Annotated in this window: 13 protein-coding genes; all 13 read left to right on the top strand. The window is 44.8% G+C overall.

Annotated elements, in window-relative coordinates; all coding sequences use genetic code 11:
• Position 1: 1 nt before the first annotated feature.
• The 13 genes from DWX57_RS02795 (at position 2) to mnmA (ending at position 19805) form a co-directional block, all read left to right on the top strand.
• Positions 2 to 2338 carry a tetratricopeptide repeat protein gene (locus DWX57_RS02795; protein ID WP_120123004.1) on the top strand — a complete coding sequence of 779 codons (2337 nt, stop codon included), beginning with the start codon at positions 2 to 4 and terminating at the stop codon, positions 2336 to 2338.
• A gap of 80 nt (positions 2339 to 2418) precedes the next feature.
• Positions 2419 to 5958, top strand: a complete 3540-nt coding sequence (locus DWX57_RS02800; protein ID WP_243106151.1) for a hypothetical protein — start codon at positions 2419 to 2421, stop codon at positions 5956 to 5958.
• Positions 5959 to 6070: 112 nt separating this feature from the next.
• The gene (locus DWX57_RS02805) at positions 6071 to 7063 is read left to right on the top strand and encodes a rod shape-determining protein (RefSeq protein WP_117548903.1); all 993 of its coding nucleotides are present in this window, start codon (positions 6071 to 6073) and stop codon (positions 7061 to 7063) included.
• Positions 7064 to 7067: 4 nt separating this feature from the next.
• Complete coding sequence (locus tag DWX57_RS02810) at positions 7068 to 9047, top strand: YgiQ family radical SAM protein (protein WP_117548904.1); 1980 nt, start codon at positions 7068 to 7070, stop codon at positions 9045 to 9047.
• Positions 9048 to 9187: 140 nt separating this feature from the next.
• Positions 9188 to 10372: an acetyl-CoA C-acetyltransferase gene (locus DWX57_RS02815; RefSeq protein ID WP_055279930.1), complete on the top strand. Its 1185-nt coding sequence runs from the start codon at positions 9188 to 9190 to the stop codon at positions 10370 to 10372.
• A 25-nt stretch (positions 10373 to 10397) separates the two neighbouring features.
• Positions 10398 to 11189 (top strand): enoyl-CoA hydratase-related protein, encoded by a 792-nt coding sequence (locus tag DWX57_RS02820; protein WP_004852940.1) that lies wholly within the window; start codon positions 10398 to 10400, stop codon positions 11187 to 11189.
• A 240-nt stretch (positions 11190 to 11429) separates the two neighbouring features.
• Positions 11430 to 12302 carry a 3-hydroxyacyl-CoA dehydrogenase family protein gene (locus DWX57_RS02825; protein WP_055279931.1) on the top strand — a complete coding sequence of 291 codons (873 nt, stop codon included), beginning with the start codon at positions 11430 to 11432 and terminating at the stop codon, positions 12300 to 12302.
• A 42-nt stretch (positions 12303 to 12344) separates the two neighbouring features.
• Positions 12345 to 13511, top strand: a complete 1167-nt coding sequence (locus DWX57_RS02830) for an acyl-CoA dehydrogenase (RefSeq protein WP_004852934.1) — start codon at positions 12345 to 12347, stop codon at positions 13509 to 13511.
• A 17-nt stretch (positions 13512 to 13528) separates the two neighbouring features.
• Positions 13529 to 14314 (top strand): electron transfer flavoprotein subunit beta/FixA family protein, encoded by a 786-nt coding sequence (locus DWX57_RS02835; RefSeq protein WP_022058361.1) that lies wholly within the window; start codon positions 13529 to 13531, stop codon positions 14312 to 14314.
• A 27-nt stretch (positions 14315 to 14341) separates the two neighbouring features.
• Entirely contained in the window at positions 14342 to 15403 is a 1062-nt protein-coding gene (locus tag DWX57_RS02840; protein ID WP_015535002.1) for an electron transfer flavoprotein subunit alpha/FixB family protein, read from the top strand.
• Positions 15404 to 15846: 443 nt separating this feature from the next.
• Entirely contained in the window at positions 15847 to 17334 is a 1488-nt protein-coding gene (locus DWX57_RS02845) for an MATE family efflux transporter (RefSeq protein WP_120123005.1), read from the top strand.
• A gap of 164 nt (positions 17335 to 17498) precedes the next feature.
• Complete coding sequence (gene nifS / locus DWX57_RS02850; RefSeq protein WP_118757723.1) at positions 17499 to 18680, top strand: cysteine desulfurase NifS; 1182 nt, start codon at positions 17499 to 17501, stop codon at positions 18678 to 18680.
• Positions 18681 to 18698: 18 nt separating this feature from the next.
• Entirely contained in the window at positions 18699 to 19805 is a 1107-nt protein-coding gene (gene mnmA, locus DWX57_RS02855) for a tRNA 2-thiouridine(34) synthase MnmA (protein ID WP_120123006.1), read from the top strand.
• Positions 19806 to 19825 lie beyond the last annotated feature (20 nt).

Below are 19825 nucleotides of genomic sequence, written 5' to 3' on the forward strand. Positions count from 1 at the left end.
TATGAGTACTGGAATCAGTATGTCAAGTGTAAACAAAATAAAGGAACTTGCAGACAATGGCGATTACAGTCTCGCTCTCGATATACTTGAACATCAGGATCTGTCGAAGTCACTTAGTCCACAGTTTATTAGAATATGCGGCGAGGTGTATTACGAGAACAAAAGATATCCTGAGGCCAGAGCGGCGCTTGTCAAGGCACATGCCATGGCTCCGGCTGGTAACAAGATAATATATTCTTTGATAAAACTGTATTTATCCATGGGATTTACACAGCTTGCAGAGCATTATTTTGAGATATATACATTTAATCAGGCCAATAAGGATGCAGGTACATACAGACTTGAATATATGATAGCCAAGGCACACAGGAAGCCCGTGAATGAACTTTACAGCATACTGGTGTCGGCGAATGATGTTGAGACGGATGAAGAGTGGGATTTTGAGATGCTTCTGCTTCATGCGTACATAAGAAACAGGGAGAAGTTTGACAGCGCCTGTGTTGAATTCAGAGCGCATTACAAGAACTCTTCACATTTGTATATGCTGGACAAGCTCATGGGCGGCGATGTGGATCTTGAATCCATGATCTATTGTTATCCTGACACGGAGATGCCGGATGATGATCCTGAGCAGGCAGATACAAGAGCAAATGAAAATAAGATACTGGAAGAAGACGATCTGAGAATGCATCCAAAGGATGCTAAGATCATGATCATGGTCGAGGATGACGCACCTGTGACGAGTTCCATGAAATTCAAGCAGATGTGGATTAGATCGAAGGATAAAAAAGAGCAGAAAAAGGAAGCTCGTCAGGAAGAAGAGAATTCTGAGCCGAAGAAGAAATCCAGAGGTTTATTTGGATTGATGTCAAGGAAAGAGGAAGAGCTTGTCGAGCAGGAGATGGAATCTCTGAAGAACGAGAATCTTGACAAGGAACAACTGCTCGAGGAAGTTATTTCCGATACCGCTGATGATGCCGGGAATAAGGCAAAACCTGAGCTCAAGGCGATGAGCAGTGACAGTGAGAAAGCTCCTGAGGGAAAGTCACAGGATATGACCGAGATAAGCGGAGAGCTGACTCCTGAGGATGCAGCGGTGTATAACAAAGATAACGACAATGAGTATGAGGATTCCGAACCGGTGGAGGAAGATAATTATGTTATCGAAGAAGAGCCGGAGGAAGTAGTCATGGTTGAGGTTGATGGTGACGATTTTGATGACGTATCTGACAGTGCGTCAGATTGCGATTCTGAAGACGATACTGTTGTGGAGACCTTTGATTCTGAGTTCGAGGGAGACTTTGAGGATGGATTTGAGGCGGATGCAGAGCCGGAGACTTTGCCTGATGAACCGGTTGAATCAGAAACGTTTGATTTTGATAAAGCCTTTGAATCTCTTGAGGAGTTCGAGGTTGACGATGAGAATCTCGAGGATCTGATGGAAGATGCGGAGTCTCAGAATGATGTGGAAGAAACTGCTGTTGAGCTGGGTGTAGAGCAGAATGAACCGGAAGTTGATGAAGTCTCAGTTGAGATCGAACCGGAGATCGAAGAAGAATTCGAGGTAGATTCAGATTCTGAGCCTGAATTCGAAAAAGAACTTGAGGTTGGCGCAGAATTCACGATCGAGGCAGAGCCAGAGGCTGAGGAAGAATTCACAGTCGAGGCAGAGCCGGAGGTTGAGGAAGAATTCACGATCGATGCCGAAGCGGAGATTGAAGATGAATTTGAGACTGAAGCTGAGCCAGAGTTAGAAGAATTTACAATCGATGCGGAATCTGAGGAATCTGAGATGGAAGAAGTTCCAGTGGAAGTCGAACCAGAGGTGGAAGAATTTGAAGCTGAGGCTGAACTGGAGATCGAAGAAACTGAGGCTGAAGCTGAATCAGAGGTCGAAGAGGAATTCATAATGGAAGCAGAGGATAAGTCAGAAGAGAAAATTGCGATGGAGACAGAACCGGAAAAGCCAAAGAATAATGGCTTCCCGGTGTTTAAGAGCAGTCTGTTCCCTGACTACAACACAGAGAATGCAGCACTGTATGATCTGTCGGCAGAGAAAGATATAAATGCAGAGATAGAGGCTGATGAAGCCAAGATATCGGAAAGTCTTAAGAAAGAGGAGGATCTTATCGGTGAAACAGACAGACTCCTTGCAAGACTTGGAATTAAATTCAACACGGAGTTCAATTCTATATTGAATTTTGATGATGAAGATAAAGAGGAGGCTGTGGCAGCTCCCGACGAGGAGAAGACGGATGAGCAGGCATCCTCACAGCAGGAAATGGTTGACGCTGAACCAGAGCAACCGAAGAAAAAGCCGTTCAGATTGAAGGGCTGATCAAAGAAGAAATAAAGTAGCATGATCATACATATAGTGTATTGCTTTTTTATTTGAACAAACGGAAGGAGGCGAGGGAATTGGCTGTAGATCAGACAGAAGCAATGATTGCGGCGATCAAGGCACAGCTTGAAAAGGAAAGAGCTGCAGAAGCTGCCAAGAAAAAGAGAGAAGAAGAGGAAGAACTTCTCAAGAGTGGCAGCAAGAAGAAAGATGCTGAGACTGCTAAAAGCCAACACAAAACTTTGTCCAAGGAGGAGTTAGAACGAATCGAGGCTAAGAAACGCCGTAAGAGAGAAGAGGCTCTTGGAATTGTTCATGAGGATGAACCGGAAACTTCAACTGAGGATGAAAAACAGGAAGACGTTCCAAAAGAGGGAGAGGGACTGAAGCCTGAAGATAAAAAAGAAGATAAAAAACCAGAGGGAGCTGCACCTAAGCTCAGTCTTAACCTTGGAGGTATCGCTGATGATATGTCGGGCGGTGGTCTCGGAGGCGGCCTTGGCGGCGGATTAGGTGAAGGCGGTCTTGGCGGACTCGGAGGCGGCCTTGGCGGCGGACTCGGAAGTACACCTAAGACAGAAGGAGGCCTTGGATCAGGCGGTCTTGGCGGCGGTCTTGGTAAAACACCTAAAACAGAAGGCGGTCTTGGTAAAACACCTAAAACAGAAGGCGGTCTTGGCGGCGGATTTAAGTTCGGTGCCGGAACTGAAGGCACAGTTAAGTCAACAGGTGGAAGCAATATTGTTCTCACTGATGATGATGAAAATGCTGAGGATGAAGAGACACTTGAGTGGGTAACTGATAAGAATGCAAAGGTGAATAAAGTTAAGTCACCTAAGGGAGGCAGTGATGCGAACGGAGATCTGTTCAGCATTCTCCCAGATAGAAACAAGCAGGCTGCGGCTGGAGAGTCATTGTATGATTTTGACGATGATGACGACGATGATGACGATTTCCTTGGAGCAGGAATAAAGAACCTGTCCAATATAGACGAGGAGAGCCCTGAGGAGATAGCCAAGAAGAAGGCTGAAGAGGAGGCCAAGAAGAAAGCTGAGGAGGAAGCCAAGAAGAAGGCTGAGGAAGAAGCTAAGAAGAAGGCCGAGGAAGAGGCTAAGCGTAAGGCTGAAGAGGAGAAGAAGCGCAAAGAGGCAGAAGAGGCAAGAAAGAAGGCTGCCGCTGAAAAGGCTAAGGCTGAGGCTGAGGCAAAGAAGCAGCAGGCAATCGACGATGCCAGAAAGAACGCTGAAGAGGCAAAGAAGCATGCTGAGACCTCGAAGAAGACCATCGAGGAATGCGAGAAGACAGAGAAGGATCTCGAAAAGCAGCTTGAAGAATTTGCTGCCAAGAAACAGAACTATGATGCAAAGATGGCACAGGAGGCTGAGGCAAAGAAGAAGAACGACGCTGAGCTGCTTGAGCGCGAGGAGAAAGAGCTTGATGCAAATATTGCAAAGCTCAAGAAAGAGATAGCAGATACAAATGAATCTGCTAAGAAAGAGTCAGACAGAATCCTCAAGGAGAGCGATCCTGATACATATAAGAACAATATGATCAATGAGGCTCAGGCTGCTGCTGACAAGGCTATAAAGGCACTTGCCGACACTAAGAAGACCAATGTGGATAAGGGTGTCGCTGAGTACAACAAGGCTGTGGATGCAGATAAGAAGAAGCTGGCAGACATAGATGCAGACAAGAAGAAGTCTATAGAGTCAGCCAAGAAGAAGCGCACAGATGAGGAAGCAAGAGCATCCAAGATCATGAAGACTGCCGAGGCAGACAAGACAAAGGCTGGTGCAATATTCAGCGAGTCTAAGAAGGCTGAGGAAGAGGCTGATGCTAATCTTAAGAATACCACTGAGATGGAGAGTCAGTCACAGAAGACTCTTGATGAGCTCCAGAAGAAGCTTGAGGAGTCAGAGAAGGCTGTTAAGAATGCAAAGAACAGCAGAAATGATGCAAACACAAAGCTTGCAATACAGAAGGAAGAACTGAAGAAGGCAGAGAAGGCTGAGGAGGAGGCTGCAAAGGCTCTTGAGGCAGCAAAGAAGGCCAAGGAAGAGGTTCAGAAGAAGATTTCAGACAGCGAGGAGTTCATAAAGAAGGCTGCTGATCAGATTACATCTGCTGAGAACGACAACAAGAAGATCAGTGAGGATGTTGCCGCTGCAAAGAAGGAGAATGACTCATTCAAGGCTGCGAAGGCAGAGGCTAAGGAAGCTCTCGATTCAGCTAAGAAGTCTCTTGTTGAGGCTGAGGATCTTCTGGCAAAGGCAGAGGCTGCTGCCGAGGAAGCAGAGCAGGTAGTCGAAGAGGCTAAGATCGCAGAAGAGGTTGAGATCCAGAATGCGGAAGCTGCTGCCAAGGAAAAGACAGATAAGCTTACGGCAGAAGGAAAAGATAGAGAGACCAAGCATGAGGCGTTCCTTGCTGCTGAGGAAGAGAAGTATGCTACGGCAGAGGCAAGTGAGCTCGAGAAGGTTCAGACTACAGCTATGAAGGCTGAGAAGGAAGCCTCAGATATGAAGACAAAGGCTGAAGCTGATGCTAAGAAGCTTCTCGATGATGCAAAGAAGAAAGAAGAAGAGTTAAAGAACAAGATCGCTGAGCTCAAGACAAAACAGGCTGAGCGCATTGTTGCAAGAAAAGAGGCTGCTGATCAGGCAAAGGCCGAGGCTGAGGAGAAGAAGAAGAAAGATCTCTCAGCAATAGACAAGGTCGAGGCTGATGTCAAGAAACAGCTCGAGGATATAAGAAGCAAGGCTACTGCTGCTGCAAAGGTACTTGAAAAGGCTATAAAGCGTGAGGAAGAGTACAAGAAGCAGGAAGAGCTTCTGAAGGAAGGCAAGGTTGAGGAAGCTGCACAGGTTATCACACAAGATGAAGAAGCAACTATGGCTGCTTCAGTAAGTGAGGCTGTTGCTGCGAGACGTAAATCACTGCCTAAGGAGGCAAAGTACCTCTACAAGTATCTCGGAGTCGAGCCTGCTGGTGCACAGATCGTTAACGTTCTCCAGACTCTCAAGGTAGATCCTAAGAGATCTAAGAATGTTGTTATTCTTGGACAGCACGGATTTGGACTTACCATGGTCGGTGAGGATTTTGCAAAGTTCTATTATGATATGGGAATCTGCAAGTCTGAGGCAAAGGCAAAGGTTAAGGCAAAGGTTATAAACAGCGGTAAGCTTGCAGGAGCAGTTGGCAAGCTCAAGGGCGGATGTCTTATCATTGAGAGCGCAGGACTTATAACACCTGAGAGATTCAAAGAGATGGTTGATATGTGTTCACCTGAGAAGAATGATATTAAGATCATCCTCACAGGAGAGAAGACAGCTCTCAGCAATATGCTTGCAGCAAATATGACTCAGGCAAGATCGTTCAACAACAGAGTATACTTTGACCAGATCAATGAGAGCGGAATGATCAATGTGGCAGAGTGCTACGCTGATGAGAAGGGTTTCAAGCTTGAGAGTGGAGCAGATACAGCTATAAAGAATGCTTTGATGGCGATGGAGTCAGGAAATATCGACAGACTTCTCGGTGCTATGGATGATGCCATGAAGGCTGCTGAGACCAGAGATCCTATCGACAAGAAGATTCTTAAAAAAGAGATAAAATAAGTTTTGTGACGGATATACCGTTGTAGAATTTTGTTGAAAAAAACAATACCAGTGCTTATAATATCTGTGTTATAGCACTGGTATTATTTTGTTGTGATAAAGGAGAATTTATATGCTTTCAACTGATATTGGAGTAGATTTAGGAACGTCAAATGTATTGATCAGCGTAAGAGGTAAGGGAATTGTTGTAAACCAGCCGTCTGTTGTCGCATATGAAGTATCTACAAAAAAAGTAATAGCAATAGGAACAAAAGCCAAGAAAATGATAGGAAAGACTCCGGAGAATATAGAGGTCGTCAGACCTCTCAATAAGGGAGTTATATCTGATTATACAATAGCGGAGATAATGCTCAAGGCATTTATCAGAAGCGCAATGGAGAAACGTTCGGGAGTTGGAAGACCAAGGATATGCGTGTGTGTTCCAAGCGGTGTTACCGAGGTGCAGAGAAGAGCTGTTGAGGAAGCAGTGTACAAGACCGGTGCCAAGAATGTGTATGTCATGGAGGAACCTTTGGCTGCTGCTGTAGGAGCAAATGTAGATATCTATGAGGCAAAGGGTAATATGGTGGTTGACATAGGCGGTGGAACCACGGATATTGCGGTCGTATCCCTTGGTGGTGCAGTGGAGAGCAGCTCCATAAAATACGCCGGAGATGACTATAATAATGCACTCATCAAGTATGCCAGAAGAAAATACAACCTGCTTATAGGTTATCAGACAGCGGAGAATGCGAAGATCGCTGTTGGCTCAGTCGTAAAGCGTGATGAAGATATTGAGTATGTGATCAAGGGCCGTGATCTTATCAAGGGACTTCCAAAGGCTGTAACAATAACTGCGAATGAAACAGTGGATGCATTTGAGGAGACTACAGAGCATATTCTTGGAGCAATACACAATGTTCTTGAGACTGCACCGCCGGAGCTGGTGGCTGACATTGCGGTATCGGGCATTGTGCTTACCGGAGGAGGAAGTCTTATATACGGAATGGACAGAATAATCAAAGAGCGCACAGGGATAGAGGCATATGTATCGGAAAAAGCACTTGAGGCAGTGGCTCTCGGCGCTGGTATGTCTGTCAACCTCAGCGATAAGAAAGAAGATTAAATGTATGGAAAGAGATTATTTGCCGATCTGCATGGAGGACATGAAGAAGAGAGGGTGGACACAGGCAGACTTTGTGTTTGTCATAGGTGATGCCTATGTTGACCATCCCTCATTTGGTCCTGCCATCATAAGCAGATTGCTTGAAAGATATGGATATAAGGTGTGTATGATTGCCCAGCCTGATTGGAAGAATGACAAGAGCATTGATGTTTTTGGCAGACCAAGACTGGGCTTTTTGGTGTGCGGAGGCAATATGGATTCCATGGTGAACCATTATTCCGTATCTAAGAAGAGAAGACAGAAGGATGCGTACTCTCCAGGTGGAGAGATGGGACTCAGACCTGATTATGCCACCACGGTTTACTGCAATCTGATAAGGAGAACATACAAGGATGTTCCAATCATAATCGGAGGTATAGAGGCCAGCCTCAGACGTATGGCTCACTATGATTATTGGTCTGATAAATTGAAACATTCCATTCTGGTGGATTCATCCGCCGATATACTTTCGTATGGCATGGGCGAGCACAGCATGATAGAGATAGCGGAGGCGCTCGACAGCGGAATAGATGTGAAAGATATCACATTTGTCAGGGGTACATGCTACAGGACAAAGGATATATCCGGTGCGCCCGAGGATTCCATTATACTGCCGGATTATGACAGTCTTTCAAAGGATAGACTGGAATATGCAAGAAGCTTTTATACACAGTATATAAATACAGATCCATACTCGGCTAAAACGCTGGTTGAGGGATACGGAAACAGAGGATATGTTGTTCAGAATCCTCCGGCTTATCCGCTCACCCAGATGGAGATGGACGATGTGTATGATCTGCCATATATGAATAACTACCATCCGATATATGAGGAGGCGGGCGGTATCCCGGCTATATCAGAGATAAAATTCAGCCTGACGAGCAACCGGGGCTGCTTCGGAGGATGCAGCTTCTGCGCACTGACATTTCACCAGGGCAGGATCATACAGACAAGAAGCCACGAGTCACTGATAAAGGAAGCGGAGCGCATGACGCATGATCCTGATTTCAAAGGCTATATACATGATGTCGGAGGGCCGACTGCGAATTTCAGGCATAAATCATGCGCAAAGCAGGATAAATATGGCGTATGCACCAACAAGCAGTGTCTGTTCCCGGAACCGTGCAGGAATCTGAAGGTTGACCACAAGGATTATGTTGAGCTTCTGCGGAAGCTGGAAGCGGTTCCAGGTGTGAAAAAAGTATTTATCAGATCGGGAATACGATTCGATTATGTGATGGCGGACAGCAACGATGAATTCCTGAAAGAGCTTTGCGAGAAGCACATAAGCGGACAGCTCAGAGTTGCGCCGGAGCATGTATCGGATAATGTTCTCAGGATGATGGGCAAGCCACAGAACAGTGTATATGAGAAATTCATTGATAGATACAAAAGGGTAAATGCAAAGACTGGAAAGCAGCAGTATGTTGTTCCGTACCTGATGTCATCACATCCCGGATCCACGCTGAAGGAGGCGGTGGAGCTTGCCGAATATGTAAGGGATATAGGCTATATGCCTGAACAGGTGCAAGATTTCTATCCTACGCCGTCCACGATATCCACATGTATGTACTATACCGGAGTCGATCCTAGAACCATGAAACCGGTATATGTACCTCATAATCCACATGAAAAGGCAATGCAGAAGGCTCTTATGATGTATAGAAAACCGGAGAATTATGATCTGGTCAAAGAGGCGCTCATAAAGGCCGGCAGACAGGATCTTATCGGTTTTGATAAAAAATGTCTGATAGCGCCGAGAAAGATGGACAGGAAAGGTGAACACCAGGGACAACGTTCGTATGGCAAAAATGATAAAAGTAAGAACAATTCAATCAATAATGGTAAAAACAGCAAAAATAATAAAGTTGTTCCACAGAAAAACACAAAATCATCCGGGCAGAAGAATGCTAAAAATGGCAAAAACAGGAATAAAAGGAAATAGCTCCTTCGCGGAGTCGTTCATTTTTGGTTGCGTGGCACATGCTTTTGTGCTAGAATTATGGCAGATTGTGTGAACCTTTAAGGTTTTTTTATATGTAGTCTTATGTCACACTAATATTTTTTAAAATGGAGGATTTGAAAATGGCAAAGAAGATTGTTTTAGCAGGCGCATGTCGTACAGCTATCGGAACAATGGGTGGATCACTCAGCACAACACCAGCAGCAGAGCTTGGTTCAATCGTTATCAAGGAGGCTATCAACAGAGCAGGAGTTCCTGCAGATCAGGTAGACCACGTATACATGGGATGTGTTATCCAGGCTGGTCAGGGACAGAACGTTGCACGTCAGGCTTCAATCAAGGCAGGACTTCCAATCGAGACAACTGCTGTTACAGTTAACGTTGTCTGTGGTTCAGGTCTTAACTGTGTCAACATGGCTGCTCAGATGATCGAGGCAGGAGACGCTGATATCGTAGTTGCAGGTGGTATGGAGAACATGTCTATGGCTCCTTACGCTATGATGAAGGGTCGTTTCGGTTACAGAATGAACAATGGTGTACTCGTAGATACAATGGTAAACGATGCTCTGTGGGATGCATTCAATGACTATCACATGATCAAGACAGCTGACAATATCTGTGAGCAGTGGGGTCTTACACGTGAGGAGCTTGATGAGTTTGCAGCTAAGAGCCAGCAGAAGGCAGTTGCAGCTCAGGAGTCAGGCGCATTTGACGCTGAGATCGTACCAGTTATGGTAAAGAAGAAGAAAGAGATGGTTGAGTTCAAGAAGGATGAGGGACCAAGACCTGGTACTACAGTTGAGACTCTTTCAAGACTCAGAACAATCAATCCTAACGGATTTGTTACAGCTGGTAACGCTTCAGGTATCAATGATGGTGCTGCAGCTATCGTTGTTATGAGCGAGGAGAAGGCTAAGGAGCTTGGTGTTAAGCCTATGGCTACATGGGTAGCTGGAGCACTTGGCGGAGTTGATCCTTCAATCATGGGTATCGGACCTGTAGCTTCAACCAAGAAGGTTATGGCTAAGACTGGTCTCAAGATCGAGGACTTCGATGTTATCGAGGCAAACGAGGCATTCGCTGCACAGTCAGTAGCAGTTGCTAAGGATCTTGGATTTGACGTTGACAAGCAGGTTAACCCTAACGGTGGAGCAATCGCTCTTGGACATCCAGTAGGAGCTTCAGGATGCCGTATTCTTGTTACACTGCTTCATGAGATGCAGGCAAAGGGTGCTAAGACAGGTCTTGCTACTCTCTGTATCGGTGGTGGAATGGGCTGCTCAACAGTCGTTAAGATCGAGGACTAATTTTAGATAATAAAGGAGATACATCATGGAGTTTGTTACATACGAACAGGATGGATATGTAGGAATTATCACAATCAACCGTCCAAAGGCTCTGAACGCACTCAACAGTGCAGTTCTTGAAGAGCTTGATGCAACATTCAAGGCAGTTGATCTTGATACAACAAGATGTCTTATTCTTACAGGTGCCGGTGAGAAGTCATTTGTTGCCGGAGCTGATATAGGTGAGATGTCAACACTCACAAAGGCAGAGGGAGAGGCCTTCGGTAAGAAGGGTAACGATGTGTTCAGAGCCATTGAGACATTCCCTATCCCAGTCATCGCAGCAGTGAATGGATTCGCTCTTGGCGGCGGATGCGAGATCTCAATGAGCTGTGATATCAGAATCTGCTCAGAGAATGCAATATTCGGTCAGCCAGAGGCTGGTCTTGGTATCACACCTGGTTTTGGTGGAACACAGAGACTTGCGCGTCTTGTAGGCGCAGGCATGGCTAAGCAGCTTATCTATACAGCAAGAAACATCAAGGCTGACGAGGCTTACAGAATCGGTCTTGTGAATGCTGTTTATCCACTTGAGGAGCTCCTTCCAGCAGCTAAGAAGATGGCAGCCGGAATCGCAGCGAACGCTCCTATTGCAGTGAGAAACTGCAAGAAGGCTATCAACGATGGATTACAGGTAGATATGGATCAGGCAATTGTTATTGAGGAGAAGCTTTTTGGTGACTGTTTCGAGACAGAGGATCAGAAGGCAGGAATGGGCAACTTCCTTGAGAAAGACAAGGAAAAGAAGCTTAAGGTTGTTCCTTTCCAGAACAAGTAATAATTAACAGTTCTGATATTAACATTTAGAATATGTGTCAGTTTTTCTGTGAAAAACTGACATGTAGCACCAGCCATTTGCCGTAGGCAAATTTTGCATGGCTGGTGTTCAACAGGGTGGGGGATCTGATAAAGGTAAACCATCCTAAATGTGTGATATAAGTATTATGGTAGCATGTTAAACGAAACGTATATGAATTTCTCATGTTTACCGGGAAAAAAGATTTAGGAGGACATAAAAATGAAGGTTGGCGTAATTGGTGCAGGAACCATGGGTCAGGGCATTGCTAAGGCATTTGCTCAGGTTGACGGATACGAGGTTGCACTCTGTGATATCAAGCAGGAGTGGGCTGAAGGCGGTAAGGACAAGATCGCTAAGGGTTATGCAAGACTCGTAGAAAAAGGAAAGATGACACAGGAGAAGGTTGATGGTATTCTTGCCAGCATCACTCCAGGTCTTAAGGAAGACTTATGTGCAGACTGCGACCTTATAGTTGAGGCTGCTTTCGAGAACATGGAAGTAAAGAAGACAACATTTGCTGAGCTTGACAAGATCTGCAAGCCAGAGTGTGTATTCGCTTCAAACACATCATCACTTTCTATCACAGAGATTGGAAATGGTCTTACACGTCCTATGATCGGTATGCATTTCTTCAATCCAGCTGACAGAATGAAGCTTATCGAGGTTATCGCAGGTGTTAATACACCAGCTGAGACTGTAGAGAAGATCGTTAAGATCTCAGAGGAGATCGGTAAGACTCCAGTACAGGTTAACGAGGCTGCTGGATTCGTAGTAAACAGAATCCTCATCCCAATGATCAACGAAGCTGCATTCATCAAGATGGAAGGTGTATCAGACATAGCTGGTATTGACGCTGCTATGAAGCTTGGTGCTAACCATCCAATGGGACCACTTGAGTTAGGTGATTTCGTAGGCCTTGATATCTGTCTTGCAATCATGGACGTTCTGTACAATGAGACAGGTGACAGCAAGTATCGTGCATGTCCATTACTTCGTAAGATGGTACGTGGCGGCAACCTTGGTGTTAAGAGCGGCAGAGGATTCTATGTATACAATGCTGATCGTACAAAGACACCAGTTGATGCTCAGTAATAGTGCTAAGTAATATAATATATTCATGGAGGAATAATTAGAATGGATTTCGCTTTAGACAAGAAGTATGAAATGGCGCAGAATTTATTCAGAGAGTTCGCGCAGAATGAAGTAAAGCCTCTTGCTCAGGAAATTGACGAACAGCACAGATTTCCTAGAGAGACTGTAGAGAAGATGGCAAAGTATGGTTTCTTAGGAATCCCTGTTTCTAAGGAGTTAGGCGGACAGGGCTGTGATATTCTCACATATGCTATGTGCGTTGAGGAACTTTCAAAGGTTTGTGGTACTACAGGTGTTATCGTATCAGCACACACATCACTCTGTGTTGATCCTATCGTAACATTTGGTACACCAGCTCAGAAGGAGAAGTATGTTCCTGATCTTGCTTCAGGCAGAAAGCTTGGTGCTTTCGGTCTTACTGAGCCAGGTGCTGGTACAGATGCTCAGGGACAGCAGACAAAGGCTGTACTTGACGGAGACGAGTGGGTACTTAACGGATCAAAGTGCTTCATCACAAACGGTAAAGAGGCTGACGTATATATCGTTATCGCAGTTACTGGTATCGTTGAGAAGCGTGGCAGAAAGATGAAGGAGATCTCAGCATTCATCGTAGAGAAGGGTACACCTGGATTTACATTCGGTACAAAGGAGAACAAGATGGGTATCTGTGGTTCTTCAACATACGAGCTTATCTTCACAGACTGCCGTATTCCAAAGGACGCTCTTCTTGGACAGAAGGGTAAGGGATTCAATATCGCTATGCACACACTTGACGGTGGACGTATCGGTATCGCTGCTCAGGCTCTTGGTATTGCAGAGGGCGCTCTCGAGACAACAGTAAACTATGTTAAAGAGAGAAAGCAGTTCGGCAGATCAATCGCTCAGTTCCAGAATACACAGTTCGTTCTTGCAGATCTTGCAACAAAGATCGAGGCAGCTAAGCTTCTCGTATACAAGGCAGCAAGAAAGAAGGATGAGTACCAGAGCGGTGCTAAGGTTTCTTACTCAGTAGAGGCAGCTATGGCTAAGCTTTACGCAGCCGAGGTTGCTATGGAAGTTACTACAAAGTGTGTTCAGTTACACGGTGGTTACGGTTACATCAAGGAGTACGATGTTGAGCGTATGATGCGTGATGCTAAGATTACAGAGATCTACGAGGGAACTTCAGAGGTTCAGCGTATGGTTATTTCTGCAAACTTATTAAAGTAATATAGGAGGTACTTAACGTGAAGGTTATAGTTTGTATAAAGCAGGTACCTGATACAAAGGGTGGAGTACAGTTCAACCCAGACGGTACATTAAACAGAGCAGCAATGCTTACAATCATGAACCCTGATGATAAGGCAGGACTTGAGGCTGCACTTAGATTAAAGGATCAGTATGGTGCAGAGGTAACAGTTCTTACAATGGGTCTTCCAAAGGCTGCTGACGTTCTTCAGGAAGCAATCGCTATGGGAGCTGACAAGGGTGTTCTTGTAACAGACCGTGTTCTTGGTGGAGCTGATACATGGGCTACATCAACAACAATCGCTGGAGCTCTCAGAAAGCTTGATTATGATCTGATCATAACAGGTCGTCAGGCTATCGATGGAGATACAGCTCAGGTTGGACCACAGATCGCTGAGCATCTTGGAATTCCTGTAATTTCATATGCACAGGAGATCAAGGTTGACGGAGACGCAGTTATCGTTAAGCGTCAGTATGATGACGGATATCATATGTTAAAGGCTAAGATGCCTTGCCTTGTAACAGCACTTTCTGAGTTAAATGAGCCAAGATACATGACTCCAGGTGGAATCTTCGATGCAGTTAATGCAGAGATCACAACACTTGGCAGAGCAGACCTCGTTGATGTTGATGATTCTAACATCGGTCTTAAGGGCTCACCTACAAAGATCGCTAAGGCTTCAGATAAGGTAAGAAAGGGTGCAGGCGAGAAGGTTGTTCCTGATTCTCCAGATGAGGCAGTTAGCTATATTGTTGGCAAGTTAAAGGATAAGCATGTAATCTAATATAGTAAAGGAAAAGTGGTGAATAAAATGGGCGCAATGAACGCAGAAGAAATGAAGAACTACAAAGGCGTATTTGTCTTTGCACAGCAGGTAGATAATAAGTTAAGTGGTATTTCTTTCGAGCTTATCGGCGAAGGAAAGAGACTGGCAGAGAAGCTTGATGAGCAGGTAACTGCAGTCCTTATCGGTTCAGACGTTAAGGGTCTTGTAGATGAGCTTGCAGAGTACGGCGCAGATAGAGTTATCGTTGTTGACGATCCAGAGCTCAAGGAGTACAGAACTGAGCCATATGCACACGCACTTGCATCAGTTATCAATGAGTACAAGCCAGAGATCGTTTTAGTTGGTGCTACAGCAATCGGTAGAGATCTTGGTCCAACAGTTTCAGCAAGAGTTGCTACAGGTCTTACAGCAGACTGTACATTACTTGAGATCGGTGATTTCCCTCTTGTTGCACTTCCAAATCAGGAGCAGAAGCACAATCAGCTTCTTATGACACGTCCTGCATTCGGTGGTAACACAATCGCTACAATCGCATGTCCTGACAACCGTCCACAGATGGCTACAGTTCGTCCAGGTGTTATGCAGAAGCTTGACAAGGTAGCTGGTAAGAAGGCAGAAGTTATCGAGTACAATCCAGGATTCGTACCTAACAACAAGTATGTTGAGATTCTTGAGATCTCAAAGGCTATCTCAGATATCAAGGATATCATGGATGCTAAAATCCTTGTTTCAGGTGGTCGTGGAGTTGGTTCAGCAGAGAACTTCAAGCTCCTTGATGATCTTGCAGAGGTACTTGGTGGACAGGTATCATGCTCACGTGCAGTTGTAGATTCAGGCTGGAAGCCAAAGGAGCTTCAGGTTGGTCAGACTGGTAAGACAGTTCGTCCACAGGTATACTTCGCAATCGGTATTTCAGGTGCTATCCAGCACGTAGCTGGTATGGAAGAGTCAGACATCATCGTTGCTATCAACAAGGATGAGGATGCTCCTATCTTTGATGTAGCTGACTATGGTGTAGTTGGAGATCTCAACAAGATCGTTCCAGCTCTTACAGAGGCTATCAAGGCAGAGCTTGCTAATAAGTAATTAACAGCTTGTTTGTCATATAGATAATTTTAGATTATCAATTATAAGTCCCCCTCTTGGATTTGATGTTCAAGAGGGGGATTTTTTGAGCTGTATGGTGGTCTGAATTGTAGAATCGTTTGAATAGCATTATTAGTGAGCTATAAATGAATTGATGATTGTAAATGTGAATATATGGGTCCAATATACGAGTCGGTGAATTGAGTCGATGAGAAATCGATAAATCGAAAATTAGAAATCAGAAAATAGAGATCGAAAATCGAAATACAAGTGTATTGTAAATAATACAAAAATAATGTAGTATTAATTAGTTTGAGTATAGTAGATAAAGAGAGTACGCATGTGAGGATAAGTGCAAGTGAAGATAAGTGTGTGTGAGGATAAGCACAAATGGCAGGTATAGTACATTATGCACAGCAGGAGCATGCAGAGGAGAGGTACACATGAAAGAGAAAGACATCGTCGAAAATAATGAAAAATCACCTGATAACAGGAAAAAATCTGGTGAGAAAATAATATCTGATAATAAAACAATATCTGCTAATGGAAAGGCGTTCGCAGGTGAGAGCAGAGAAAATAAGATGGGAGTGATGTCTGAGGGAAAGCTTCTGATGTCAATGTCACTTCCTATGATAATTTCCATGCTGTTCCAGGCTATGTACAATGTTGTGGACAGTGTGTTTGTGTCAAGATTCAGCATGGACGGACTTACGGCTGTGTCCACGGCATTTCCGATACAGAATCTGATGATCGGAGTTTTCTCTGGACTTGGAGTAGGTTTTAATGCGTTTATATCCAAGGCGCTGGGAGAGAAGAAGTTTGACAGGGCAAATGAGGTGGCGAGACAGGGAATATTTCTTGAAGCGATAGGATATGTGATATTCCTGATAATAGGTTTATTCTTTGCAAGGACATTCATGGAAAGTCAGACGAGAGATGCACAGGTAATCCAATATGGAACAGAATATCTCGAGGTGTGTTGCTGTTGTGCTTTCGGTATAGCTTTCCAGATGACATTTGAGAGATTGCTGCAGTCCACGGGACGTACAATGTACAGTATGATAACCCAGATACTCGGTGCTGTCATCAATCTTATACTTGATCCTATAATGATATTTGGACTTCTTGGATGTCCTCGAATGGGAGTAAAGGGTGCGGCCATCGCAACTGTATGTGGACAGTGTATAGCTGGAACTCTGGCTATGGTATTCAATATCAAGAAGAATCCGGATCTCCATATAACACTCAGAAGATTCAGGCCACATGGTGAGATAATAGGTAAGATTCTCAGCGTAGGTGTGCCGTCGGTTATCATGGTTGCAATAGGTTCTGTGATGAATTATTTCCTGAATCTGATACTGTACTCATTCTCGAAATTGGCCGTTGCAGTGTTCGGAGCGTATTTCAAGGTGCAGAGTATGGCATTTATGCCTGTATTCGGATTGAACAACGGAATGATACCTATAATTTCATACAACTACGGAGCACAGAAACCTGATAGAATGAAACGCACCATGAAGCTTGGTGTGATGGTCGGTTGTTCCATTATGGTATTCTGTCTTGCTATCATGCAGGTATTTCCGGGACAGATACTTAAAATATTTGATGCCACAGATGAGATGCTGTTGATGGGTATACCAGCGGTCAGGATCATGAGCACAGCATTTATATTTGCGGGATTTTCTGTCACATGTTCGGGAATGTTTCAGGCTGTAGGAAAGGGCGTGTACAGTATGATAGTGTCTATGGCGAGACAGCTTTTTGTCATACTTCCTGTGGCATATTTTCTGTCAAAAGCAATGAACAGTGTGAATGGTGTGTGGGCAGCGTTCCCTATAGCAGAGGTTTTCAGCGTGATCATATCGACGATTCTTCTTCTCAGGGTCTATAAGAAAATAGTAAAGCCTATGGAAAGTGTTCAAAGAGATTAAAAGACGAAGATAATGAGATATGATGAGAGCAGAATAATATATACATGGCACGTGGCATTTGTATTGTGGTAGAATACTATATAGTAATATAGTTTCGTGTGATGAATGCAGTTTTGCATTTGTCATTGACAGGTGACAGAAAAGGTAATGGAAAGAGAGCGGAAATGGGAAAGTTGATATATATGGATCATGCAGCGACGACGGCGGTGAGACCTGAAGTGCTCAACGCCATGCTGCCTTATTTTACAGAAAAGTTTGGAAATCCTTCAGGCGTATACACGTTTGCATCGAGAAATAAGGATGTGACAAATGTGGCGAGGGATATAATTGCTGATTCGCTTGGTGCAAAGCCTGAGGAGATCTATTTCACGGGCGGTGGTTCGGAATCGGATAACTGGGCTTTAAAGGCTGTAGCGGAAGCCTTTCAGGATAAGGGAAAACATATAATTACGACCAGGATAGAGCACCATGCCATTCTTAACACATGTCAGTACCTGGAGAAGAGGGGCTTTGACGTGACATATCTGGATGTGGATGAGAAGGGGATGGTTGATCCTGATAGGCTGGAGTCGGCGATAAGACCGGATACGATCCTCATCTCGGTTATGGCTGCAAATAATGAGATAGGAACCATAGAGCCGATAAGCAGGATAGGAGCTGTTGCGCATGAACATGGCATTCTATTCCACACGGATGCGGTTCAGGCGTATGGACAGATACCACTGGATGTAAATGCCATGAACATAGATATGCTCAGCAGCAGCGGACATAAGCTTAATGGCCCGAAGGGAATCGGGTTTCTGTATATACGGAGTGGAATAAAGCTTGGAAGCTTTATCCACGGAGGTCAGCAGGAGAGAGGAAGACGTGCCGGAACAGAGAATGTACCGGGGATTGTAGGAATGGGCAAAGCTGCGGAGCTTGCGATGCTCTCAATGGAAGATCGGATGAAGCAGGAGACAGATATCAGAGATCATATGATACACAGAATTTTATCGGAGATTCCTTATTCCAGACTGAACGGACATGACAAAGACAGACTTCCGAACAATGTAAATGTCAGCTTCCAGTTCGTTGAGGGCGAGACGATCCTCATCATGCTCGATATGGCGGGCATATGTGCTTCTGCCGGTTCCGCATGTACATCGGGTTCTGTTGATCCCTCCCATGTGCTGACAGCTATAGGGCTTCCGAAGGAGATATCCCATGGTGCGGTCAGACTGACTCTGGGATATGAGAACACCATGGATGAGGCGGATGCGGTGGTAGATAATCTCAAGAGAATCGTGGAAAATCTCAGAAAAATGTCACCTGCGTATCAGGATTTTGCCAGGAGAAACATGTAAATTACACAAGATATAACTATGTATAAAGAGGGAAAAAATTTGGTCGATACAGATAAGAAGACAGTGTGTGTTGGAATGTCAGGCGGAGTCGACTCGTCGGTTGCCGCACTTTTGCTCAAGGAGCAGGGCTACAATGTAATAGGAGTTACCATGCAGATATGGCAGGATGAGGACAGGGACGTGGTGAGTGCCCATGCCGGATGCTGCGGACTTTCTGCTGTGGATGATGCCAGGCGTGTGGCATCGCAGCTCGATATTCCGTATTACGTTATGAATTTCAAGGAAGAATTCAAGAAGTACGTAATAGACTATTTTGTGGACGAATACAAATGCGGAAGAACTCCGAATCCATGTATTGCATGCAACAGATATGTAAAATGGGAGTCTCTGCTTACGAGATGCATGGCCATCGGGGGCGATTATATTGCTACGGGACACTATGCAAGGATCATACAGCTTCCAAATGGCAGATATACTCTCCAGGAGGCCAGGGGAATAGAGAAGGATCAGACATATGCTCTCTACAATCTCACCCAGGAGCAGCTCGCCAGGACACTCATGCCGGTTGGAGAGTACAGCAAGCCTGAGATAAGAAAAATTGCAGAGGACCACGGACTTATGGTGGCTCACAAGCCGGATAGCCAGGATATATGCTTTGTGCCAGATGGAGATTACGCAGGTTATCTTGAGAATGAGGCAGGACTTAAGGCGGTTCCGGGAGATTTTGTAGACATACATGGCAATGCGATCGGAAGACATAAGGGAATCATACACTACACCATAGGACAGAGAAAAGGACTTGGACTTGCGATGGGGCATCCGGTATTTGTGGTGGACATCATACCTGAGACAAATCAGATTGTTATAGGAGAGAACGGAGATGTATTTTCAGAAAGGCTGATATGCAACAGACTGAACTTTATGTCCATAGAGGAGCTCACGGAGCCAATGCATGTCAAGGCGAAGATCAGATACAATCATAAGGGAAGTATGTGTACCATCAGAAAGATAGATGAAGATCTGGTAGAAGCAGTATTTGACGAGCCGGTAAGAGCTGTGACAAAGGGACAGGCTGTAGTGTTCTATGAAGATGATCATGTGCTTGGCGGAGGAAGCATCTGTTGACAGGGTTTTACAAAGAGTGA

The sequence above is a fragment of the Coprococcus sp. AF19-8AC genome (genome assembly GCF_003603115.1).
GTDB lineage: Bacteria > Bacillota > Clostridia > Lachnospirales > Lachnospiraceae > Coprococcus > Coprococcus aceti.